The sequence below is a fragment of the Cohnella silvisoli genome (assembly GCF_021190915.1).
GTDB classification, from domain to species: Bacteria; Bacillota; Bacilli; order Paenibacillales; family Paenibacillaceae; genus Cohnella; species Cohnella silvisoli.
The window spans coordinates 163,167-185,427 of the sequence record NZ_JAIOAP010000003.1; the positions used below are offsets into that span (position 1 = coordinate 163,167).

Consider the following 22,261-nt stretch of genomic DNA (forward strand, 5'->3'; position numbering starts at 1 on the left):
AGGAGATGAATGATGTGATTCAGAGGTCAGGCAACGTACGAGCTGGGCTGTTGCTGCTTATCTTCTTTATCGCGCAACTTGGTATTTTCATCCCGAACGCTTCGGTCGTTAAAGCCGCAAACAACGGATTGGCGCTTAAACCCCTGATGGGCTGGAGCAGCTATAGCCTGCAGGTGTACCACAACAACTCAAGCTGGATTAACGCAACGAATATCAAAGCTCAATCGGATGCCATGCACACGACCCTTCAATCCCACGGATATAACTACATCAACGTGGACGCAGGCTGGAACGGGGGCATCGACGGTTATGGGCGTCCGGTTCCTAGTACGACCTTATACCCTTTAGGCATCGTGGATCTGATCAACTACGTTCATGCCAACGGGCAGAAATTCGGACTTTACGGGATACCGGGTCTTTCCCCTCAAGCTTACAACGCGGATCTTCCGATCTACGGGGCACCGGGCTGTTCGATGCAGGATATTGCCGTCCAGCCTTTGACGACGTCGGATTATTGGGGGCTCGGGTATAAGATCGATTTTACGAACCCTTGCGCCCAAAGCTATATCGACTCCATTGCCGATCTATACGATTCATGGGGAGTCGACTTCCTGAAATTCGACAGCGTCACGCCGGGTTCCGGGCATAACGATACGACCATCGACGCACGGGGCGACGTCAAAGCGTGGTCCGATGCGCTGGCGCCGTATGGGATATGGCTGGAGCTGTCTTGGGCGCTCGACATCAACTATATCGACTATTGGAAACAGTACGCCAACGGCTGGCGAGTCGATTGGGATATCGAATGCTATTGCGGAACTAGCGGCTTGACGACTTGGGCGAACATCGCCCGAACATTCCCGAAGGCAGAGGAGTGGTGGCGGCACGGCAGTCCGGGAGGCTGGAACGATTTCGATTCTTTGGACGTCGGCAACGGCGCAATGGACGGCATAACCCAGGATGAGCGGCGGACGGCGATGACGTTATGGGCTATGTCGTCGGCGCAGCTCTATACCGGCAACGACTTGACTAATCTGGACAGCTTCGGAATCGGATTGTTGACGAACGACGAAGTGATCGCGGTCAATCAAGCGGGACGCCCGGCGCATCCCGTGTCCACGGCGACCAACCAGCAGGTCTGGTATGCGAATAACGGGGACGGCAGTTACACGGTCGGACTCGTCAATCTCGGGAGTTCCGCAGCTACTGTGACCGTGAACTGGAGCGATATCGGCCTCGGCGGCGCGGCTTCCGTTCGAGATCTGTGGACCCATACCGATCTCGGAACCTATAATACCGGATATAGCTCGGTCAGTCTCGCTTCCCATGCTTCGCGTCTGCTCAGGGTCGTTTCGCAGGGCGGTTCCCTAGCCGTTAACGACGACGATACCGGAATCAAGTACACCGGCAATTGGAGCCGTAGCTATAACAGGGGATTGGGAGATTTCAAGGACGATGTTCATTTCACCCAGACGAACAACGACTATTTCGAGTATACTTTTAACGGAACCGGAATCGACTTGATCACGGAGAAGGACTCCTCCCAAGGCAATATCGACATCTATGTGGACGGGGTTTTCAAACAGACGGTGAGCACTTATAACGCCACTCGGCAAGCTCAACAGAAAGTGTATGGCATAACCGGATTGGCTAACGGCTCCCATACGCTCAAAGCCGTGAAGAAAACGGGGACGTACATGCTCCTCGACAAATTAAGCTTCAGTGTAGCCTCGCCGATTCAAGTGAACGACACCGATGCCGGAATCTCGTATACCGGCACTTGGTCGCTCAGCAGCGCAAGAGGCTTCGGGGACTTCAAGGACGACGTGCATTACACGATGAACAACAACGACTATTTTCAATACACGTTCACGGGCACGGGAGTCGAACTGATTACGGAGAAGGATTCGTCACAGGGCAATATCGATATCTACGTGGACAACGTGTTCAAGGAAACGGTAAGCACGTACAACTCCACCCGGTTGGCCCAGCAAACCGTTTACAAAATATCGGGATTGACACCGGGCTCCCATACGATCAAGGCCGTCAAAAAGACGGGAACCTACATGCTGCTCGATAAACTGAGCTTTGTTAGCACGAAGGTTCAATACAACAATACAGATCCTGGCATTTCGTATACGGGTACCTGGTCGCTTAACGGTAGCAGGGGTTTCGGAGATTACAACGACGACGTCCATTTCACCCAGACGAACAACGATTACTTCCAATTCACGTTCACCGGCACGGGGATCGAATTGATCACTGAAAAAGAAGCCGGCCAGGGCGACGTCGACATCTACGTGGACAACGTATTCAAGCAAACGGTCAGCACTTATAACGCCACGAGGTTAACGAACCAAGTCGTGTACGGCATTTCCGGCTTGACGAGCGGCTCCCATACACTCAAGGCCGTGAAGAAAACGGGAACATTCATGCTTTTAGATTCGCTGAGAGTCACGCCTTGACCTAAGGGGCTCTCCCGAGCGATCGGGAGGGCTTGATATTGCAAAGGAGAGAAATCCGTGGCTAACCAAAGCTTTAACTTGCGAGGGGGATTACCTCATTTTAAAAATAAGCTCAGCCGGAATGAACCGGTTGTCGTCGCTTTTCTCGGAGGATCCATCACGGAAGGCGCCGGAGCGTCGGACCCGGACCTGACCAGTTGGCGGGCATTGACCGGCTGTTACCTGAAGGAGCGGTATTCCGAGGAACGGGTAACATGCATCAATGCGGGAGTCGGCGGTACGACTTCTACCTTCGGCGCTCATAGATTGCGGGAGCACGTACTCTCGCGCGGCGAGATCGCTCTGCTGTTCGTGGAATTCAGCGTGAACGACGGCGAAGACCGGGAACAATCGATCCGCGGGATGGAGGGAATTGTTCGGCAATGCCGGCGGGAATCTCCGCACACGGATATTTGTTTCGTCTATACCGCGGCGGATAAGAACTTGTCGGAGGGGCTTCCCTTCAACATAGCCGTCCATGAAGAAGTGGCCTCCCATTACGGCATACCATCCGTCAACTTCGCGGCTAGAATCCGGCAAAGGGAGTTAACGGGAGAAGGGGATTGGGGGGAGCTCGCGAACGATCGCGTCCATCCGAACGATGCGGGGCACGCGCTTTACGCGGAGTATATGCGGGAATACTTGCAGCTTGTCCTAATCGAGGGTTCACGGAACACGAGTGACGACCAAGGCAACGCTAGCCTGCCAGTGTCATTGATCAAGCCGAGTTATGAATATGCCTCCATGCCCGGTTTTGGGATCGCGAACAACTTGAACGGTTTTGCAGTCATTGACGCCTATCCGGGCCCGATGATGAATTGGCGTTACGAGATCGATCATCTGCGCGCGGATGAGCCGGGAGCTTCGCTGACTTTCTCTGTTACCGGACGGAGCGCGGGAATCTTGTTGCTGTGCGGTCCCGATAGCGGTATTTTCGAATATTCGCTGGACGGAGTCTCGTTCCAAGAGGTTAATCTATTCGACGAATGGTGTTTAATGGCCTATCGCCCGGTGATCGCGATGTTCCCGATCCAAGAGCATCGGACGGACATGCGCATAGTGGTGCGGAATACGGCTAAGAAGGACGATCGAAGTACGGGAACGGGATTAAGGATATTGAGGTTTTTGAGTAATTAATAGAATATCTGAACGGAATAGTACGGAAGACAGTTTGTTATGACTGTCTTCTTTTGTTTTTTTATTCGGCTTGGGATGTCACTATATTACAAAAAGTGCTCACCATTTTGATAGCGTGCGTTTCAAAAAAATCGCATACTGAGACAAAAGGAGAGTGAATGCAGGTGCAAGACACCATTTCCGATCAGCTAAGATTTCCTATGGCTCGAAGGCTGACATTGATCCAGAACATAAGCAAATATAAATACCTGTATTTAATCGGTGTCCCTGGTATGGTTTTCTTCCTCATATTCAAATATTTACCCATGCTTGGCATCGTCATCGCATTCGAGGATTATTCGCCTGTCAAAGGAGTATGGAGCAGCAATTGGGTTGGAATCAAGCACTTCGACTACTTGTTCGGCGATCCTAAGTTTTGGAGAATTTTGCGAAATACGTTATCGATCAGCGGGCTCAGTCTTCTTATCTTGTTTCCGGCACCTATTCTATTGGCTTTAATGATGAATGAAGTTCGCAACCAGATTTACAAACGGTTTATTCAAACGCTCGTCTTTTTTCCTCATTTTTTATCATGGGTCATCGTTATCAGCTTATCGTACTTTTTCCTGTCGTCTGAAGAAGGAATCATTAACAAATTAATCGCATCTCTTAACGGCACAAGAATCAGCTTTCTTCTGCAGGATGTATTTATTTACCCGATCCTGATGCTGCAGGGGCTGTGGAAAGAGGTAGGCTGGAACATTATTATTTATTTGGCGGCGATTGCCGGCATTAATCCGACCCTTTACGAAGCTGCAACGATCGACGGAGCGGGTAGGCTGGCGCAAATCCGGCATATCACGATTCCATCTATCATTCCAACCATTGTCATTCTATTCATTTTATCTCTCAGCAACATACTCGAAGTAAATTTCGAGCAAGTGTTGTTGATGCAAAACGCCGTAACCCTTCATATGACGGAAGTCATCGATACTTATGTGTACAAGATCGGCGTACGGGAAGGGAAGTTCAGCTATAGCACCGCCGTCGGGGTATTTAAATCGTTCGTTGGTTTGATCGCCGTGCTTGCGGCCAATCGATTGATCCGGCGCACGGGGCATGAAGGCATATGGTAAAGGAACGTGCGGAATATGTACAAAGCTAAATTTTATATGTACCAGGGAACGATTGGTTTCCTACTCGCTCTTATCGCGGCCATGATGGTTTTCCCGATCCTGTATGTATTGGCTGTCTCATTTACGGACGCGAGCGTATATGTGCCTGGGAAGTTTTACATTTGGCCGGAAAAATGGTCTCTGGAAGCCTACAAATATTTGCTTACGGGAGGCTCGTTCCTCTATGCGCTCAAGGCCTCCCTGTTCATAACGCTTGTCGGTACGCCATTGGCGTTGCTCATCTCCAGTACGATGGGCTATATGATTTCCAAATCGTACTTGCCGGGAAGGCAAATGATCCTGCTTCTTATCCTGTTTACGCTTTTATTTAATCCGGGCATGATCCCCAACTATTTGCTTATTTTCAAGTTGGGCTTGATCAACTCGTGGTGGGCCGTCATTATTCCCGGCGCAACGAATGCCTGGACGCTGCTTGTATTGAAAAGCTTCTTTCAAACCCTTCCGTCAGAACTGGAAGAATCGGCGAAGATCGACGGCTGCAACGACATCCAAATTTTTTATAAAATCATTCTTCCGCTTTGCAAAGCGCCGCTGGCCGCTTTTGCCCTGTTCTTCGCGGTTGGTTACTGGAACACTTATTTCCAAGCCGTTATTTACATCAATGACGCGCTTAAATGGCCGCTGCAAGTCATATTGCAGCAAATGGTGTTGGCGATGAACATGAACAATAGTATGAACGCCAATGTCGTTGCGGAGATGCTCGCGAAAAATGCAGTTCCTCCGGAGATGCTGAAGATGGCCACCGTCGTTATCGTTATGATTCCGATCGTTGCGGTTTACCCTTTTCTGCAGAAGTATTTTGCAAAAGGCGTACTGATCGGGTCCGTTAAATCCTGATTTCATTAAGGCTCATCGCGACCTTATGAAATAGATATTACAAAACATGGAGGGTACGTATGAAAAAGAATTCGGGGTTTAAAAAGACGTTCGTGCTGCTGATCGGAATTATGCTAATCTTCGCGGCGGCGTGCAGCAAAAACGGAAACGTTGCCGAACAGGAATCGAAGGCCGGATCGGCAAGCCCGTCGCCTTCCGGAAGCGCTTCCGCCACAGAGGAAGAAAAGCCGCTCGACATTACATGGCTGCGGATCAGCTGGAATCCCGTCAGTCCGGATTCCCAAGTGGAGAAGCTGTTAAGCAAACACACGAATGTAAACGTAAAATTCGAATTCGCGCCTCATGGCGAATATCCGGACAAGCTGAACGTCAGACTGGCTACCGGCGATTTGCCGGAGCTGTTCCTGCTGCGTCCCGACTCGCTTGTTACTTACCTGGACAGTATGGTGGGGGCCATCAATAACGGTTTGTTCAAAGATTTAACGCCGATCGTGGAAGCGCCCGATTTCTCGGACAAATATCCGAATTTGGCGAAAATCCCGAAATCGCTGTGGGATATGGCCAAATACAACGGCAAGATTTATTCCGTCCCGGCCAATATGTCACCGGAGGTTTGCTGCGGCTTCTGGATGAGAGGAGATCTGTTGGAAAAAAACAATATCCCTTTACCTACGAATACGGATGAATTAAAGGCCGCGCTTATCAAGCTGTCCGACGCTCCAAAGCGATATGGAACATCGCTCGATCAATATTTGACAAGCGAGCATCTTGCGCCTGCTTTTACCAATATCGACGGGTGGGCCGTGGACAAGGACGGGAACTGGCTTCAAGCTGAGTATTCGCCGGGCTACAGGGACTACTTGAAATATATGAACGAGTTGTACGAAGCCAAAGCGATCGATCCCGAATTTATGCTTGGCAAGTTGAATTTCTTCGAGCAGTTCACGAACGGGAAGTCCGCTTCGACATTCTTCCAATGGTTCACCTTTATTCCGTCGGAAACACCGGATCCCGTCTTTAAATTCAACGCCGAAGCAGGCGAAGGTGCGAAAGCGGTGCTGCTCAATCCGATCAAAGGACCGAAGGGCCACGGCATGATGACGTCCCGCTATGACGAATCGTTGGCCATCAACGCTAAGGTAAGCGATGGCGATACAGCCCGCATCCTGCATATGATCGACTGGATCATCAGCGAAGAGGCCCGCGGTATCGTCAAATACGGCGAAAACGGCGAATACCGGAACAAGAGCGACAATACGCAAACGAAAGAGCAGGAGGAGCTTGCCAAGAAACACCAGATGGATCTGCTGTCCTCGGACAGCCCGTACTTCGAGGATGATAAGACGCGTTATGAAACGATTAAACAGACTAAGAAGGTAACGCCCGAAGGCGATGCTATGGTCAACAGCTTCCTGGAAGCAGCTAAGAAAGTAATCGCCGAAGACCGCAACGGCCAATTGAATCCGATGTTCACCTATGCATCTTATTCAACGACTTACATGCAGAGATTCGGCGAAATGACAACGGATCTGAAAGATAATATGATCAAAGTCATTCTTGGCAAATCGAGTCTCGAGGATTGGGATAAATACGTCGCATCGGTGGTCAATTCCGAGCTGTACCAAAAGATGCTCGGGGAATTGAAGGCAGCCTATTTGGCTAACCAATAGTGAAAAGCTGAATGTAAAGCCATCCGAGCCTATCAGGTTCGGATGGCTTTTTATCGGTTGATTTTAATGTAAGCAAAGGGAGCTGGCAAAGCCAGAGTTTTCGGCAGGCATTGCCGGCTTCTCGCCGATAATTACTGTATATGTCACCAAAATGCAAGATTTGCTCACCATATTGATAGCGATCGGATCAATAAAAATTCATAATGATGCAAGAACGAATAGAGCGAATAATCCTGCACAGGGATGGATAAGGAGAGCGGAATCATGATGGAGATCGTAAGAGATGGAAGAGCGATGGCGTCTATCGTTGTCGAACAAGAGACGACGGCTTTATTCGCAGCTGAAGAGCTGCAAAAATACGTATTGGCCATTTCCGGCTGCGAACTGCCTGTCCGGAGCGCTGACCATGCACACGAAAGTGCTTCGATTTTCATTGGAAGTGTTACGTGGTGCAAGGAAGTTACGGCTTGCGATTTGAACGGCGAGCTGCTTACTTACGACGGTTTTATGCTTAAGAGCATTAATCGAGGATTGATCTTAGCCGGTCAATGCGGCCGAGGAATTCTGTACGCGGTATATGCCCTGTTGGAGCGATTGGGCTGCAGATGGTATTCAGCTGGCGAACGAGGGGCGGTTATTCCTTCTCGCAGCCGGATCGAACTCGAAGAGCTCGACGCGATCGAAAACCCTGATTTCGAAATCCGCAGCTTTACGGAGGATGCGTCCAAAGATTCCGCGGAAATGTGGATAGAAGAAATGATCGAAACGATAGACTGGTGCGGTAAAAATCGGATCAACTCGTTTCATGTCCATGCGAATCCTTCCAGTGAATTGAAAGCGTTCGAACCCGTCATCCGCGAAATCAAAAAACGCGGCATGAGATACGAGTTCGGAGGCCATGGAGTCGAGCGTTTGGTGGACCGGGAATGGTTTGAGCAAAAGCCTTATTTATTCATAGAGAAGAACGGTCAGCGCATAAAGAGCGGCAATGTTTGCGGCTCTAGCGACGAGGCACTGAATTTATTAACCGAAGGAGTCAAAGCCCTAATTGTAAGAAAGCCTTACGTCGATATGTTCCGCCTATGGTTTGCCGATGTAAACGATGGCAGTTGGTGCGAATGCCGTTTATGCAAAGACATGCCCCCCGCAACGCAGCAGTTGAACGTCATCAATCGCATCGCCGATGGAATCCGCGAACAAAACGCGGAGATGAAAATCGACATGCTGTTATATCATGACACGATCGATATGAACAACGTGATCAACGAACCGCGAAGCAATGTTTACGGTCTATTTGCCGCGAGGGAAAGATGTTATGCGCATAGCCTGGGAGATCCAAGCTGCGAGATGAACAGGCGCTATAACCAAATGCTGATCGAAACGTACCGCAAATTCGGAGTCAACACGTACGTATTCGATTATTACGCGGACATCATCTTATTTACGAAGATGAAGCTGAGCATGACAAAAGTGATCGTGGAAGATTTGCGTCATTATAAAGCGATGGGCATCCGAAATGCAGCCGCATTGATGTTCGGCCGATTCAGCTGGTGGGCGTACTCTTCCAACCTGTACGTGTTTGCGAAAGCGGCCTGGAACACGGATTTCAAAGCAGATGAGAGCTTAAGAGAGTTTTACGAAAGTTGCTATCCGGATAGCATCGAAGAGATGCTGGAATATGATTCGCTCATTGAACATGCTTCGTACGACATGCTGACCTTCTGCGGATATGAAGGTTTCATCGATGCGCTTAGAAACATCCCTCCACAGAATCATGAATTTCATCGCGAACATATCGAGCGAATCAAACGGAGCATCGATCTTTACGTGCAGGGCTTGGCCTTGCTGGAACGGTTGACAGAACACGCATCAGGCAAGCAGAAAGAGCGGTTGATCGATGAAAAAAACATTCTGCTCATCACATTGAAAGAAGCGGAAGCGATTTATTATCAGATGCAGGGAAGATACTTGTACGACATCGGCGGAATTTCCGATATTGAGCAATTCGAAGTCTATATGGACAAAGCGATCGAGCTGAAAAATGAGATGAAACAATTATTCGTCACCATTCCCGTCGAAGTAAAAGGCGCTGCCGAAGACAGGATCTTCCTGTCGCATCTATGCGACGATCAAATCCAGTTTTTGAACGATCTGAAAGAAAATCCGAAGCGGGTATTGATCTGGGATTAGGGTAAACGACAAACAAGGAGTGAAAGTCATGAAGCTGGGCGTTAGTTCATACAGCTTGCACCGCGCCATTCAAAGCGACGGTTTAACGATTCTCGATCTCGTTCAGTGGGTAGCCGATCACGGCGGAGAGCATATTGAAATTGTTCCGATCGGTTTCTCACTAGACGACAATCCGGATTTAATACGCCAGATACGTACGAAGGCGGAAAATGTCGGCATTGAAATTTCCAATTACGCGATAGGCGCCAACTTTATCCAACCAGATGAGCTCAGTTACCGAGCCGAGATCGAACGGGTAAAGAAGCAAGTGGATATCGCGCATGCTTTAGGCGCAAAGCACATGCGCCACGATGTCGCATACAGAGAAATCCCGGAGGCGACGATCCACAGCTTTCTGCAGGATCTTCCCGCGCTAGTGAAGGCATGCAGAGAGATCGCCGATTATGCGGATCAATATCATATTGTTACGAGCGTCGAGAACCACGGCTATTATATTCAGGCCAGCGACAGAGTTCAGGCGCTCGTGCGCGCCGTGGATCGCGGTAATTTCCGGACATTGCTGGATGTTGGCAATTTCATGTGCGCGGATGAAGATTCCGTAGTCGCCGTGAGAAAAAATCTTCCGATCGCTTCGATGATTCATCTGAAGGATTTTAGTCTTCGGTCGGGAATCCGCCAATATGGAGAGGGTTGGTACCCTACGGCGGGAGGGAATTCCATACGCTGCACGATTGTAGATCAAGGAGACGTTAATATTTACGAAATTCTCAAGATCATCAAGAATTCCGGGTATGACGGTTATATTTCTCTGGAGTTCGAAGGGAATGAACCTTGTCTTTACGGCACTAGAGTCGGATTGGACAATGCGAGAAGAATTTGGAACGAGGTATAACACAAGACGAGTTATGCGTTCTTAGCAACACATTTTAGGGAGGAATACGCTATGAGCAAGATTAATATTGGAGTTATCGGTACGGGCAGCATATCCAGTCTTCATCTCTCTTCCTATCAGAACAATCCGGATGCGCAGATTTATGCGATTTGCGACGTTAACTTAGGGCGGGCTGAAAAAACGGTCGAGCAATACAATGCGAAGAAGGCATACTCAGATTATCGGGAGTTGCTCCAAGATCCGGATATCGACGGGGTCAGTATTTGCACATGGAACAATACGCATGCCGAAATCGCGATAGCAGCCCTGAATGCGGGAAAACATGTGCTGGTAGAGAAGCCGCTATGCCGAACGGTCGAGGAAGCGTTGCGGATCGAGGAAAGCGTGCGGTTAAATGGGAAAATTTTTCAAGTCGGCTTCGTACGGAGGTTCGATCCCAATGCCCAATTGGCCAAACAGTTTCTTGATAACGGCGAATTGGGGGAAGTTTATTATGCCAAGGCATCCTGCTTGCGAAGACTTGGAAATCCGGGCGGTTGGTTCGCCGACAAGAGCCGTTCCGGAGGAGGGCCGTTAATCGACCTGGGCGTGCACATTATCGACTTGTGTTGGTACTTAATGGGGAAACCGAAAGTGAAGTCGGTTAACGGCGCCATTCATAGCAAGCTTGGAAACCGATCGCATGTGAAAGGATTGAATTTCTATAAGGCAGCCGATTATGACGCTCAGAAAAATAATGTGGAAGATCTAGCCGTAGCCTTCATTCGTTTCCACAACGGAGCCACGCTGGCCGTAGAAACAAGCTTTACTTTGCATGCCAAGAAAGACGAGATCAGCGTCAGGCTGTACGGGGATCTAGGAGGAGTCGAGATCGAACCGGAGTTTATGATTGTGTCCGAGAAATACGATACGATCATGAATCTCAACCCGCAGGTGAACCATCTTTCCATCGATGTTAATGGCTCGTTCCAGAACGAAATCGATCATTTCATTTCCAGCATTCAAACAGGCCATACGCCAATCGCATCGGTTCAAGACGGCGTGGAGATCATGAAGATATTGTGCGCCGTTTACCAATCTGGGGAGGAAGAAAGGGAAATTGTGTTCGACTGACCCAAAGCGGCAGCTGTCAATTATGATAGAATCAATCTAAGAGATTGTTGAAGGAGGGCGAGGACATGAACGCCCATTCTGACTGCATGACGATCATTTATAATGGGAAAATAGTCATGGAAAACGACGGTGTTATCGATAAGGGCACCATGGTTTGGCAGGGTGAACGGATTGTGTATGCGGGACACTCGGAACAATTCGATAGACGGAAATTCGAGCAAGGCCTTTCCGTTGTGGCAATTGACGCACAAGGAGGATGGGTGCTTCCGGGCTTTATCGATGTACATGTACATGGCGGTAACGGCCGCGATTTTATGGAAGCCGATGCCAAGGCGTATGATACGATAACGCGTTATCATGGCCGGCACGGCACGACGGGAATGTTGGCCACAACGGTTACCGCTCCGCAGGAAGCAATTAGCAGGGTGATCAGCGCTGCGGCCGCTTATCGGAGCGGGGGAGTACAATATGCCGAACTCGTAGGAGTCCATTTGGAAGGGCCGTTCATTAGCCCGCGATGGCCAGGCGCCCAAGATCCCCGGCATATTGTTCCTCCTCGGCTGGACTGGCTGGAAGGCTGGGTTAGCGAGTTTCCCGAACTCATCAAGATGCTTACGCTTGCGCCGGAGTTGGATGGATCCATGGCTGTTATTCAATGGTTAAGCGAGCACGGGATCGTCCCTACCTGCGGACATACCGATGCGACTTATGAATGCATTCTCGAAGCAGTTGGGCACGGGCTGCGTCATGCTGCGCATACGTATAATGCGATGAAAGGCTTGCACCATCGCGAACCGGGCACTTTAGGGGCAGTTCTTAGCGAAGATCGGATCAGCGCGGAAATTATTGCCGATGGCTATCATGTGCATCCTGCCTGTATTCGGCTCTTGTCGAGGGTTAAACCGGACGATCGGTTGATTCTGATCACCGACGCGATTCCCGCTTCCGGACTGAGCGATGGCTCCTATACGATCGCCGGACTCGATGTCATTGTGAAGGATTCCGTCTCCCGACTTAAAGAAGGAGGCAATTTGGCGGGCTGTACGTTGACCATGATCGAAGCGTTCCGGTTTATGGTCCGTGAAGTTGGGCTCAGCGTCGAACGGGTAAGCCGATTCGCAAGCGGCAATCCTGCCCGGCTTCTCGGTCTTGATGCCGAGATGGGGAGTCTTGCAACCGGCAAGCTTGCGAACGTATTGCTGCTATCCCCTGATTTAGCGATGCGCAACGTTTGGGTTCGAGGCCGTTCTATAAGTGGATGAGACTTGATAAAGGGACGGATTGGATGCGATGACGATGGATATGAAGAAAAGCTTGCGGGCCAAATTTATTATCAGCTTCGTCTTAATCATAACCCCTCTTGTTCTGTTCCTTTGGTACAGCATCTATTACGGCCGGGACCAAATTCGCATGCAAGCTTCGGAATCGAATCGGGAGCTCTTGTCTACTTCCATGAAGCAAATTGACGACCGTCTTGCCGATCTCGATTTATATCTTGTTAACTTGATGGTTCATAATGGGGACATTAAAGCCTTAAGCTCGTATCCGTACGGCAATAAAGATTATATTTACAGCAAATACGTGCTTCTGAAAAAACTGACCGGCGACAAAGGCTTCTTCCGAACGGTCAGCAACTTTTTTATTTACGTTAAAAGCAATGACGACTTCGTTCTCGGCGAATACACTAGCGGAGACAATCGGGAGTATCTTCACGAAAATATTAAAGATTTGCTGGAGAAGGGGGCGACGGACAGATGGCACTCGTTGGACGGTGATCCTTCTTCGATCGTCCGGCTGCAGGCCGGCTCCTCCGGCGTCTACGTCGGCGCAATCGTCAGCGTGCAGGATATGATCGAGACGTTGGGGGATTTGCGCCGGGACGTTAACGATTACGTTGGTCTCGTCAACGACAAAGGCGTCGATCTCCTGCATCGGCGGCAGGAGCCTCAGCAGATTGATGCGATCGGCAGGGCGTTGAAGTTAAACAGCACGGAGTATCAGGTTTTCCCCGATTTTTCGAATCAACGGGATTATGTTGCGGTTATCCAGCAATCGAGATTGTCCGACGTTGCCCTCGTCAAAGCGGTTCCGGAATCGAAAATGTTGAAACCGCTTGCTTTTTTCCAATTCATGCTTTACGCCATGCCCATACTTGTGATCCTCATTATCGGTCTGTACATTCTGGTTATGCAAAGAATGCTCATACGCCCCATGAATGCGCTAATCAAGGGAATGCGCGGCATGGCCAGGGGACGATTCGACCTGCGCATACCGCCCCGTTACCCCGGAGAGTTCTCGTTCGTGATCGATACTTTTAACGCAATGGCGCAGAAAATCGAGCATTTGACCATTAATATACTGGAACACCAATTGAAAATCAGGGAAGCGGACTACAGGCGGCTGCTCAGTCAAATCCGACCTCATTTTTATTTAAATTGCTTAAATATCGTATATCACTTGGCAGTCGTCAATAAGACCGAAACGATCAAGAAAATGTCCATGCATCTTGCGGCGCATTTTCGCTTTACGCTGCAGCAGGATCGATCGCTCGTGACCGTGGCGGAAGAATGGGAACACACCCGCAATTACTTGGAAATTCAGCAGCTTCGATTTCCGAATCATTTGTCCTTTGCCATCCATTGCGCAGACTCGTGCAGAGACCTGCTTGTCCCCCCGTTGACCGTCCAGACATTCGTGGAGAACAGTATACAGCACGGGTTTAAAGATATGAACCAGCCTTTCCGGTTAGACATCAGCGCAGAGCGCGAGGAGGATTCCGACACTTACCGCATTATCGTCCGCGATAGCGGCAGCGGATTTCCAGCTGATGAACTGGCTCAAATCAGTCGGCAGCCCGATATACTGTCGGATGGAGGCGAGCGGGTAGGAATCGGCAACGTCTATCAACGTTTCGTTCTATTATTCGGCGAGCAATTTACAATGATTTTATCCAATCGCGAGGAAGGCGGGGCAAGCGTTGAATTGATGCTTCCTGTTCAGATAGAGGAAGGGGGACCCGGGAATGTATAGCTTGCTGATTATTGACGATGAGCAGTATGCTCTCGACGGGATGGTAGAGGGGATCGATTGGGAAGGCATCGGTATTACTCGGGTATGGACGGCATTAAACGTCAATGATGCCCGGAAGCTTCTGGTCAGCCAATCCGTCGACGTCGTACTTGTCGATATCGAGATGCCCGGCGAAAACGGACTAAGCTTCTTAGAATGGCTAAACCAACAAGGGCTGCGCATAAAGTCTATCGTATTGACCGGACATGCCCGTTTTGATTACGCGCAACAGGCGATGAAGGCTGGCGGGCAAGATTATATGCTTAAACCGGTAGATTTGGAGGAACTGAAGCAGGCTGTACTTAAAGCTATCGTTTCGCTGCAGACAGAGAGAGAATACGAACAATTCGAACAGTTGTATGAATCTTATAAGCAGATGTGGAAGGTGGAACGCCCATTACTGGTGGAGCGCTTCTGGTGCAACGTGATCGATAACCGGATTTCGCCGACCGCCGCGCAGCTGAATACCGCCTTTACTTCCTATGGAATTCCCCTCACTGGGAACGATTCGGTCATTCCGATCTTGATCAGCGTGGAATTCTGGCACAAAGAATTGAATGCGCAGGATGAAGAGATTATGGAATATGCCCTTAAAAAAGCCGCAGAGGAAATCGTTCTGCAAGAGGAGGATGGCGATGTCATCCGCGATGGTACGGGTATACTCTTGTTGCTAGTATATCAATCGGCCAATAAACCGTTTAGATCGCAGGAATGGCGAGCACGCTGTGAAGCTTATATTCGATCGTGCAATGAATATTTCCATTGCGATCTCTCCTGTTATCTCGGCTGCAGCATTCCCCTATCCGAGCTGCCGACGGAATATAAACAATTGCTTGCGGTGGAGCGAAACAATTTGCAGCATATGAACGCCGTGCTCAGTACGGAGAGTTTGGGAGAACGGGCATTAAATACGCGCAACGTCGTTCCCTCCGTCGTGGAATGGATCCCGCTGTTGGAAATGAACAAGGAACGCGAAGTGCTGGGAAAGCTTGATAACTACTTGAGTCAAATGGAGGCTGAAGGCGGCGGATCGGATGCGCTGGAAACGTTGTACTTCGGCGTTGTATACATGCTGCTTAGCGTTCAAGTTAAAAAAGGGCTGTCGACTCAGATGTTGATGAATCTGATTTCGGAACAAAATAAAGCGATTCGTTCCGTGGAGCGGTTCAGGCAATGGGCACAACGGGCGGTGAAAGTTAGTATTCAGCTTAGGAACGCGGAGGGACTCATAACGGAGCCCTATTCCGACATTGTCCTTCATTCGATGGCTTTCATTCATGCCCATTTTGCCGAAGATATTAACAGGGGCATCATAGCCAACAGCGTATTCATCAATCCAGCGTACTTATCCCGATTGTTCAGGAAGGAGACGGGAAAGACGTTGACGGAATACGTGCAAAGCGTGAGAATGGACCATGCGCGAACGCTGCTGGATAACGATGGCAAGTCCGTATCGGAAGCATCCCTTCAAAGCGGGTTTCCGAATCTGCCGTATTTCTCGAAAGTGTTCAAGCAGTATTACGGAGTAACCCCGCAAGAATATCGAACCAAACGAATACGTTGACTTAACAACCACCGTTGGATTGCATTCCCGGTGGTTTTGTTGTGGGCGGTGATGTCACGATAATGCAAAAAGTGCGCACCATTTTGATAGCAATCCCGAGAATTGAATTCCATAATAAAATTATGAATACGCTTTCAAAATAGGGAGGGAATTGACGTGGCAGTAGAGTTGCTGGATGAGATGTTTTCTTTTCTTGACGGGAATTATTCCGGGGACCCTTCCGGAACCCACCAGAAAATCTCGGGTTGGGAAGTTGACAGCTCGGGCGGAACTTACAGCTTTAAGTATTACAATTCTTTCAAGGTGACGGCTGACAGCACGATAGCGGCAGTTACGATGAAAAAGCAGATTGCGAGCCAAACCACCGGCAAACTGACGCTGGAATTCAGATTCAAGCTGCTCGACCAGATGAACGGCGTCGAATGGCGGTTGGACGGCGAAGGAATACCCGCCGTGAAAATCGTGACTTCTTCGGGATACATTTGCTACGAGAACGCGTCGGGAAATGCGGTGACGCTTCAATCTTGCAGCGTGGACACGGAGTATGGAATAAAGGTCGTGGCGGATCTCGGCGCAAGCTCGGCCGACATCTATGTTAACGGGATTCTTAAGGCTCAAGGAGCCGCTTTTAGAAATTCGGTTCCGCAGATAAACGGCTTTTATTTCACGACGTCTGACGAAGCTACCGGGAGTCTCTTTTTTTACCCTGTTAAGATCCATACCGGTTATGCCGTTTACGAGAAGTTTATCGCGATCCCGGAAGGCAGCCTGCCGGATGATTGGACTGTTGGAGGTACCGGAGGCACGGCCGGCGTCTATTATTGGAACACGATATCCGGCTCCGAACCTTATAGCTTGAAATTGACCGATACGAGCTCGAGCGCCAACGTGACTTTTGGGAAAACGGTGTCCAACCTGACGGGGAGGACCGTTTGGGAGTATAAGTTTTTATTGCCCTCCAAATCGGACGGCATGGGGGCGGAGCTTCTGAACGGCAACACGACCGGCGTCAAAATCGTAACAAACGGCGGAAATATATGCTATGTGAATTCAGGAGGGAGCCCGGTATCGATATGGGACAACTACTATGCCAATCTATGGTACTCCATTAAAGTAGATGCGGATCCCGCAACCGATACGGCCGACATCTATGTCAACGGCAAGAAGCGAGCTTCAAACGTCGGGTTCAACAATGCCGTAAGCGGCTTCAACGCGCTGAAGTATTCTACCGGCATTGCTGCGCCAGGCGAATGGTGGTTGGACGATATTTTGTTATACGCCAAACCCCAGGAGCCCGTAGATTATGTTCCGGCACCGGTTCTGTGCGCAAGCGACAACCATTATATCGGCACGCAGCGATTCGCGGGATCGCGGGAAGGTTATCATTTGGGCTGGGAATGGCCCTATAAGTATCCCGAGCACGATTTGTATATGGGGTGGTTTGACGAAGGAAATCCGGAAGCCATGGATTGGGAGCTTAAGTACATGGCGGAACACGGGATAGACTTCTTCCTGGAATGCTGGTATTCGACGGAAATCGTTTTCCGCGGAGAGCCGATCCCGTTCAAGGATCCTCCCCTCGTCGTGAACTCGATCGAGAAGGCATACTTTAATAGTAAATACAGCAGCTACGTCGATTTTGCGCTTTTTTTCACGGACGCGCCGATGAGTTCTCTTTTCAGAAGCATCTATGTTCCCTACTGGATTGAACATTATTTCAAAGACACGCGCTATTTTACGATCGACAATAAGCCGGTGCTGGCGTTCGAAGCGGGAATGTGGTTATCGAAATACGAAACGGCCGCAGCCGTCAAAGTCGAAATGGATTACTTGAGGCAGCAGCTCGTTAATCTGGGGTTTGCCGGGGGAATATTTCTGGCAAGGATCGACACCAATCCGGACTGGTACTTTTTGGAGAAGTGTTACGAGATGGGCTTCGACTACGGTTACGCCTACTCTTTTTTCACTAGCAATACGGCGAGCATGAAAAGCACGATGACAGCGCAGAAAAATGCAGGCAGCAATCTGGGCATTCTTCCTACGATTTCGGTCGGCTGGAGTACGGAGGGATGGGACGGGCCGTATTCCGGCAGAGTATCGGTATCCGATTTTCTGGACCTGTGCGGCTGGGCGAAAAATACGTTCATGCCGTCGCTGCCGTCAGGTCAGTTGGGGAAACAACTGGCCATCGTGGACAACTGGTCGGAATACGGCGAAGGCCACTGGATTAACCCCGGCAAGCTAGGCGGTTTCGGTTACGTGGATGCGCTGCGGTCAACGTTCACCGGCAATCCGGCCCATACGGATACGATTCCGACGGATGTCCAGAAGCTGCGGATGAACCTGCTGTTCCCGAAAGGTTGGATCGGCCGGTCCTGGAATTTTGACTCCAATTACAACAATACGGAGGGGTGGACCGCAAGCGGGATCGACTGGTTCGGCACGAACGGGAAAGGTTATCTAAACGGTACCATTAGGTCAAACGATCCTTCCATTACATCTCCGGATCAATTGAACATTGCGATAGGAAGCAATCGTTATATCCGAATTAAAATGAAAAACGGAGGTCCGTGCAACGGCGCGAAAATCTTTTTCGCGACGACGACAAGCGCGATGAGCCCCGCGAACGCCAAGTCGTTCGCGATCAAACCGAATGATCCCGGCTATACCGAATACATCGTGGATATGTCGACGGTTTCCGGATGGACGGGGACGCTCAAGCAACTGCGGATCGACCCGGCGGATGACGAACCGTCAAGCGGACTCTTCAGCATCGATTATATTTTGCTGACCCATCAATATCCGTCAGGGTATACGTATCCATCGGTTACCCCGAGCACCAATCTGGCGCTTAACAAAACCGCCTATATGCTGAACGGATCTCCTTATGCCACGACTGGACCGGAGAAGGCGGCGGATGGCGATAAGAGTACGTACGCGCAGTCGAATACAAGATCATCATGGGATTTTAAAGTCGATTTGGGCGTCGTAACGACCATCAATCAAGTCGTTCTGGCATGCGGGACAGACAATTACCCTATTGACTATACGATCCAAGTATCGACTGACAATACGAACTGGATAACGGTCAAAATCGTAAACGGCGCAACTTCCGGCAACAAGCTTTACAATTTCCCGGATATCGTGGCCAGATACGTGCTCCTCGATGTGTCTGGCGCATTTTACAGCGCTTCGGGAACGTGGGGATGGGCGCTTAACGAGTTCCAGGTTTACAACACAGGCATCCCATTTGCGGGAATATGGAACTTCGATGCGGCCTACAACAACACGGAAGATTGGAAGGCAACCGGAATCGATGTCTTCGGCACGGACGGCAAGGGTTTCCTGAACGGGACGATCCGTTTCAACGATCCTTCGATCTTGTCGGCCGATCAATTGAACATCGCGATCGGAAGCAAGCGTTATATGAGAATTAAAATGAAAAACGATGGTCCGTGCGGCAATGCGAAAATTTATTTTGCGACGACGACAAGCGCGATTAGCGAAACGAACGCCAAGTCGTTCGCGATCAAGCCGAATGACCCGAGTTATTCGGAGTATATTGTCGATATGTCCACGCTTTCCGGTTGGACGGGCATCTTGAAACAGCTGCGTATCGATCCGGTAAATGACGAACCGTCAAGCGGATCGTTCAGTATCGATTATATCGTCCTAAGCGATAAGTACCCGGCCGGGTACGCTTATCCGGCGGCAACGCCAAGCGCCAACCTTGCGCTTAACAAATCCGCATTCATGTTGAACGGCACTCCCCCTGCGGCTACAGGTCCGGAGAAGGCGGTAGACGGCAACAAGAGCACGTTCGCGCAGTCGAACGCGAGGGTGCCATGGGATTTCAAGGTTGATCTTGGGAGTATCGTATCCATAAATCAGGCCGTTATCGCCTGCGGGACGGACGATTACCCGACGGATTACACGATACGAACATCGACGGACAATACAAATTGGATAACGGTTCGGACGGTAACCGGCGCGACTTCCGGCAACAAGCTTTATAACTTCCCGGATATTACGGCAAGATATGTGCTGCTCGATGTTGCCGCCGCCTATTACGGCAATTCCGGCACTTTGGGCTGGGCACTTGACGAGTTCCAAGTCTATGATACGGGACGGGCTCCGAAACCGGCATGCGATTGGAAGTTGGCGAACAATGCCAACGATTCCGCGGGCACTAACAACGGCACGGCATACGGGGGTGTGGTGTTCTTCTACGGCTACGCGAATTTCGACGGAGTGGACGACTATATCAGCGTCGCCGACAACCCCAATTTGGACGCTGTAAACGGATTTACATTGTCGGCATGGGTTAATCTGTTCGAGCTGCCGTCAAGCGGAAGCAACTATGCCCTATTGGAGAAGAGCAACAGCTATCGGTTTAACGTAGGTTCGACTGGCGCCTGTCACGTACAGATCGCCACGGCCAACAACGGCTGGTATACCGCCGGAACGACCGCCAGTTGCAGCACCGTTTTGCAAACCGACAAATGGTACAATATCGCCGCCGTCTATGACGGGAGCTACGTAAAAGTATATTTAAACGGCGTATTGGAAGGCACCGGTTCGCAGGTAATATCCGGGAATGTCGCGATCAACGGCAACGCGCTCACATTCGGTCATAAGACCGCGCCGAATATCGCTTGGTATCATGGCAAGATCAGGGGAGTCAATGTTTTTAACCGAGCGCTTACCGCGTCCGAAATCGGCAACATGTACAAAGCATAACCTTGAATCAACTAAAATCCCGAGGGAGATGAATCGAATGCCTCATTTCAGCGCTTCAACGATTGTATTAATTATTATTGCGGCTTTACTGTTGTTTGGACCGCAAAGGCTTCCCGAGTTAGGCCGTGCCGTAGGTAGAACGTTCAGAGAACTAAAAAGCGGTGCCAAAGAGATTGTAGGAGGGGATGAGGAACCGCAAGCCTCATCGCAGTCCCGCAAAGAGATTCGTTCCGACGAAACCGGCAGGTGACATCTATGCTCAAAGATTCGTTGGCGCTTGGCGAACATTTGGGTGAGCTGCGCAGAAGGCTTGTATGGATTTTGCTTATGCTGGCCGCAACGATGATTGCAGGTTTTTTCATAGCGGGGCCGATCTTGGAATATTTCAAACAGGCTGAACCTGCGTCACGAATCACTTGGAATGCGTTTACTCCATGGGACGGATTGCGGGTTTACTTGCAAGTTGCGTTCCTGATTTCATTAGTCGTTACGGTTCCGTTTACTCTTTATCACCTCTGGTCATTCGTTAAGCCAGGGCTAAGGGAGCTAGAGCAAAAGGCCGCATTGCGATATATTCCGTATTCCGTTGTATTGTTTTTCGTCGGACTTGGTTTCGCCTATTTCATCGTATTTCCGAATGTATTTAAATTTACCTCGACCTTTAACGAGGACTTGGATTTGGTCGAAACCTATGGGATTGCCCAGTATTTTTCATTCATGTTCAATATATTGCTGCCGTTATCGCTGTTATTCGAATTGCCCGTCATTATTATGTTTTTAACTAGACTTCGTCTGTTGAAGCCCATGCTGCTCAGAAAATGGCGGCGTTACTCTTATATGCTATTACTGATTACAGCTACGTTCGTCACCCCTCCGGATGTCATTTCCGTGCTTATGGTGGCGATCCCGTTAATCGTTCTTTATGAAGCAAGCGTGATTCTATCCGGATACATTTACAGTAGACAAGAGCATTCATAAACTATATTTGTTGATAAGGCGGGAAGGTAATGGAGATGGAACAATTACGCAGCAACCTTTATGTTGAATCGGACTCGCGCCGCCATTTTATCCGGGGTTCAATCCTTACGATTATGGCGGCTGTTCTGGGACCTTCTTTCTATCCTTATCTCAAGAACGCGTTCGTCCCTAATATAAGCGTACTAGAACAACAGAACGTGTTCGCCCCCGATGGGGTGGAATCCTTGAAACCGCAGGCAGGGAAAGGCGCATTCGGACATTATTCCAGTTCCGACTGGATTTCGAGAATGCATTCCAGTCAAGCCGCATTTCTCAAGGTAGGAGAACCTTATCAGAATTAAGCGAAATTGACAGAAGAAGCGTGCATGCGCATAATAGAGTAATAGCAAACG

Annotated in this window: 15 protein-coding genes; all 15 read left to right on the plus strand. The window is 49.7% G+C overall.

Annotated features, from left to right (window positions below; translation table 11 throughout):
* Positions 1-14 precede the first annotated feature (14 nt).
* Positions 15-2,465, plus strand: a complete 2,451-nt coding sequence (locus K7P76_RS07500) for a glycoside hydrolase family 27 protein (protein WP_232184608.1) — start codon at positions 15-17, stop codon at positions 2,463-2,465.
* Between the two features lie 57 nt (positions 2,466-2,522).
* Positions 2,523-3,641, plus strand: coding sequence for an SGNH/GDSL hydrolase family protein (locus K7P76_RS07505; RefSeq protein ID WP_232184610.1), 1,119 nt, complete (start codon positions 2,523-2,525; stop codon positions 3,639-3,641).
* 158 nt (positions 3,642-3,799) lie between these two features.
* Positions 3,800-4,756, plus strand: coding sequence for an ABC transporter permease (locus tag K7P76_RS07510; protein ID WP_373692346.1), 957 nt, complete (start codon positions 3,800-3,802; stop codon positions 4,754-4,756).
* A 15-nt stretch (positions 4,757-4,771) separates the two neighbouring features.
* Entirely contained in the window at positions 4,772-5,653 is an 882-nt protein-coding gene (locus tag K7P76_RS07515) for a carbohydrate ABC transporter permease (protein WP_232184611.1), read from the plus strand.
* A gap of 59 nt (positions 5,654-5,712) precedes the next feature.
* The gene (locus K7P76_RS07520) at positions 5,713-7,323 is read left to right on the plus strand and encodes an extracellular solute-binding protein (protein ID WP_232184612.1); all 1,611 of its coding nucleotides are present in this window, start codon (positions 5,713-5,715) and stop codon (positions 7,321-7,323) included.
* A gap of 264 nt (positions 7,324-7,587) precedes the next feature.
* The gene (locus K7P76_RS07525) at positions 7,588-9,513 is read left to right on the plus strand and encodes a DUF4838 domain-containing protein (RefSeq protein WP_232184613.1); all 1,926 of its coding nucleotides are present in this window, start codon (positions 7,588-7,590) and stop codon (positions 9,511-9,513) included.
* Between the two features lie 28 nt (positions 9,514-9,541).
* Positions 9,542-10,405 carry a sugar phosphate isomerase/epimerase family protein gene (locus K7P76_RS07530; protein WP_232184614.1) on the plus strand — a complete coding sequence of 288 codons (864 nt, stop codon included), beginning with the start codon at positions 9,542-9,544 and terminating at the stop codon, positions 10,403-10,405.
* 51 nt (positions 10,406-10,456) lie between these two features.
* Entirely contained in the window at positions 10,457-11,518 is a 1,062-nt protein-coding gene (locus tag K7P76_RS07535; RefSeq protein WP_232184615.1) for a Gfo/Idh/MocA family protein, read from the plus strand.
* Positions 11,519-11,583: 65 nt separating this feature from the next.
* Positions 11,584-12,780, plus strand: a complete 1,197-nt coding sequence (nagA, locus tag K7P76_RS07540; protein ID WP_232184616.1) for an N-acetylglucosamine-6-phosphate deacetylase — start codon at positions 11,584-11,586, stop codon at positions 12,778-12,780.
* Between the two features lie 34 nt (positions 12,781-12,814).
* Entirely contained in the window at positions 12,815-14,548 is a 1,734-nt protein-coding gene (locus K7P76_RS07545; protein WP_232184617.1) for a sensor histidine kinase, read from the plus strand.
* A complete protein-coding gene (locus K7P76_RS07550) occupies positions 14,541-16,151 on the plus strand; it encodes a response regulator transcription factor (RefSeq protein WP_232184618.1) in 1,611 nt (536 codons plus the stop codon). The genes K7P76_RS07545 and K7P76_RS07550 overlap by 8 nt, the downstream gene beginning before the upstream one ends.
* 156 nt (positions 16,152-16,307) lie before the next feature.
* Positions 16,308-20,891, plus strand: a complete 4,584-nt coding sequence (locus tag K7P76_RS33415; protein ID WP_232184619.1) for a galactose-binding domain-containing protein — start codon at positions 16,308-16,310, stop codon at positions 20,889-20,891.
* A gap of 37 nt (positions 20,892-20,928) precedes the next feature.
* Positions 20,929-21,141: a twin-arginine translocase TatA/TatE family subunit gene (locus tag K7P76_RS07560; RefSeq protein ID WP_232184620.1), complete on the plus strand. Its 213-nt coding sequence runs from the start codon at positions 20,929-20,931 to the stop codon at positions 21,139-21,141.
* A gap of 5 nt (positions 21,142-21,146) precedes the next feature.
* Positions 21,147-21,869 (plus strand): twin-arginine translocase subunit TatC, encoded by a 723-nt coding sequence (gene tatC, locus K7P76_RS07565; protein ID WP_232184621.1) that lies wholly within the window; start codon positions 21,147-21,149, stop codon positions 21,867-21,869.
* 29 nt (positions 21,870-21,898) lie between these two features.
* Positions 21,899-22,210 (plus strand): hypothetical protein, encoded by a 312-nt coding sequence (locus K7P76_RS07570; protein ID WP_232184622.1) that lies wholly within the window; start codon positions 21,899-21,901, stop codon positions 22,208-22,210.
* The last annotated feature ends 51 nt before the right edge of the window (positions 22,211-22,261 follow it).

Bases quoted from the DNA above. Each gene is read 5' to 3' on its own strand.
- K7P76_RS07510 (WP_373692346.1), top strand. From the start codon at position 3,800: ATGCAGGTGCAAGACACCATTTCCGATCAGCTAAGATTTCCTATGGCT.
- K7P76_RS07515 (WP_232184611.1), top strand. From the start codon at position 4,772: ATGTACAAAGCTAAATTTTATATGTACCAGGGAACGATTGGTTTCCTA.
- K7P76_RS07520 (WP_232184612.1), top strand. From the start codon at position 5,713: ATGAAAAAGAATTCGGGGTTTAAAAAGACGTTCGTGCTGCTGATCGGA.
- K7P76_RS07525 (WP_232184613.1), top strand. From the start codon at position 7,588: ATGATGGAGATCGTAAGAGATGGAAGAGCGATGGCGTCTATCGTTGTC.
- K7P76_RS07530 (WP_232184614.1), top strand. From the start codon at position 9,542: ATGAAGCTGGGCGTTAGTTCATACAGCTTGCACCGCGCCATTCAAAGC.
- K7P76_RS07535 (WP_232184615.1), top strand. From the start codon at position 10,457: ATGAGCAAGATTAATATTGGAGTTATCGGTACGGGCAGCATATCCAGT.
- nagA (WP_232184616.1), top strand. From the start codon at position 11,584: ATGAACGCCCATTCTGACTGCATGACGATCATTTATAATGGGAAAATA.
- K7P76_RS07545 (WP_232184617.1), top strand. From the start codon at position 12,815: ATGGATATGAAGAAAAGCTTGCGGGCCAAATTTATTATCAGCTTCGTC.
- K7P76_RS07550 (WP_232184618.1), top strand. From the start codon at position 14,541: ATGTATAGCTTGCTGATTATTGACGATGAGCAGTATGCTCTCGACGGG.
- K7P76_RS07560 (WP_232184620.1), top strand. From the start codon at position 20,929: ATGCCTCATTTCAGCGCTTCAACGATTGTATTAATTATTATTGCGGCT.
- tatC (WP_232184621.1), top strand. From the start codon at position 21,147: ATGCTCAAAGATTCGTTGGCGCTTGGCGAACATTTGGGTGAGCTGCGC.
- K7P76_RS07570 (WP_232184622.1), top strand. From the start codon at position 21,899: ATGGAGATGGAACAATTACGCAGCAACCTTTATGTTGAATCGGACTCG.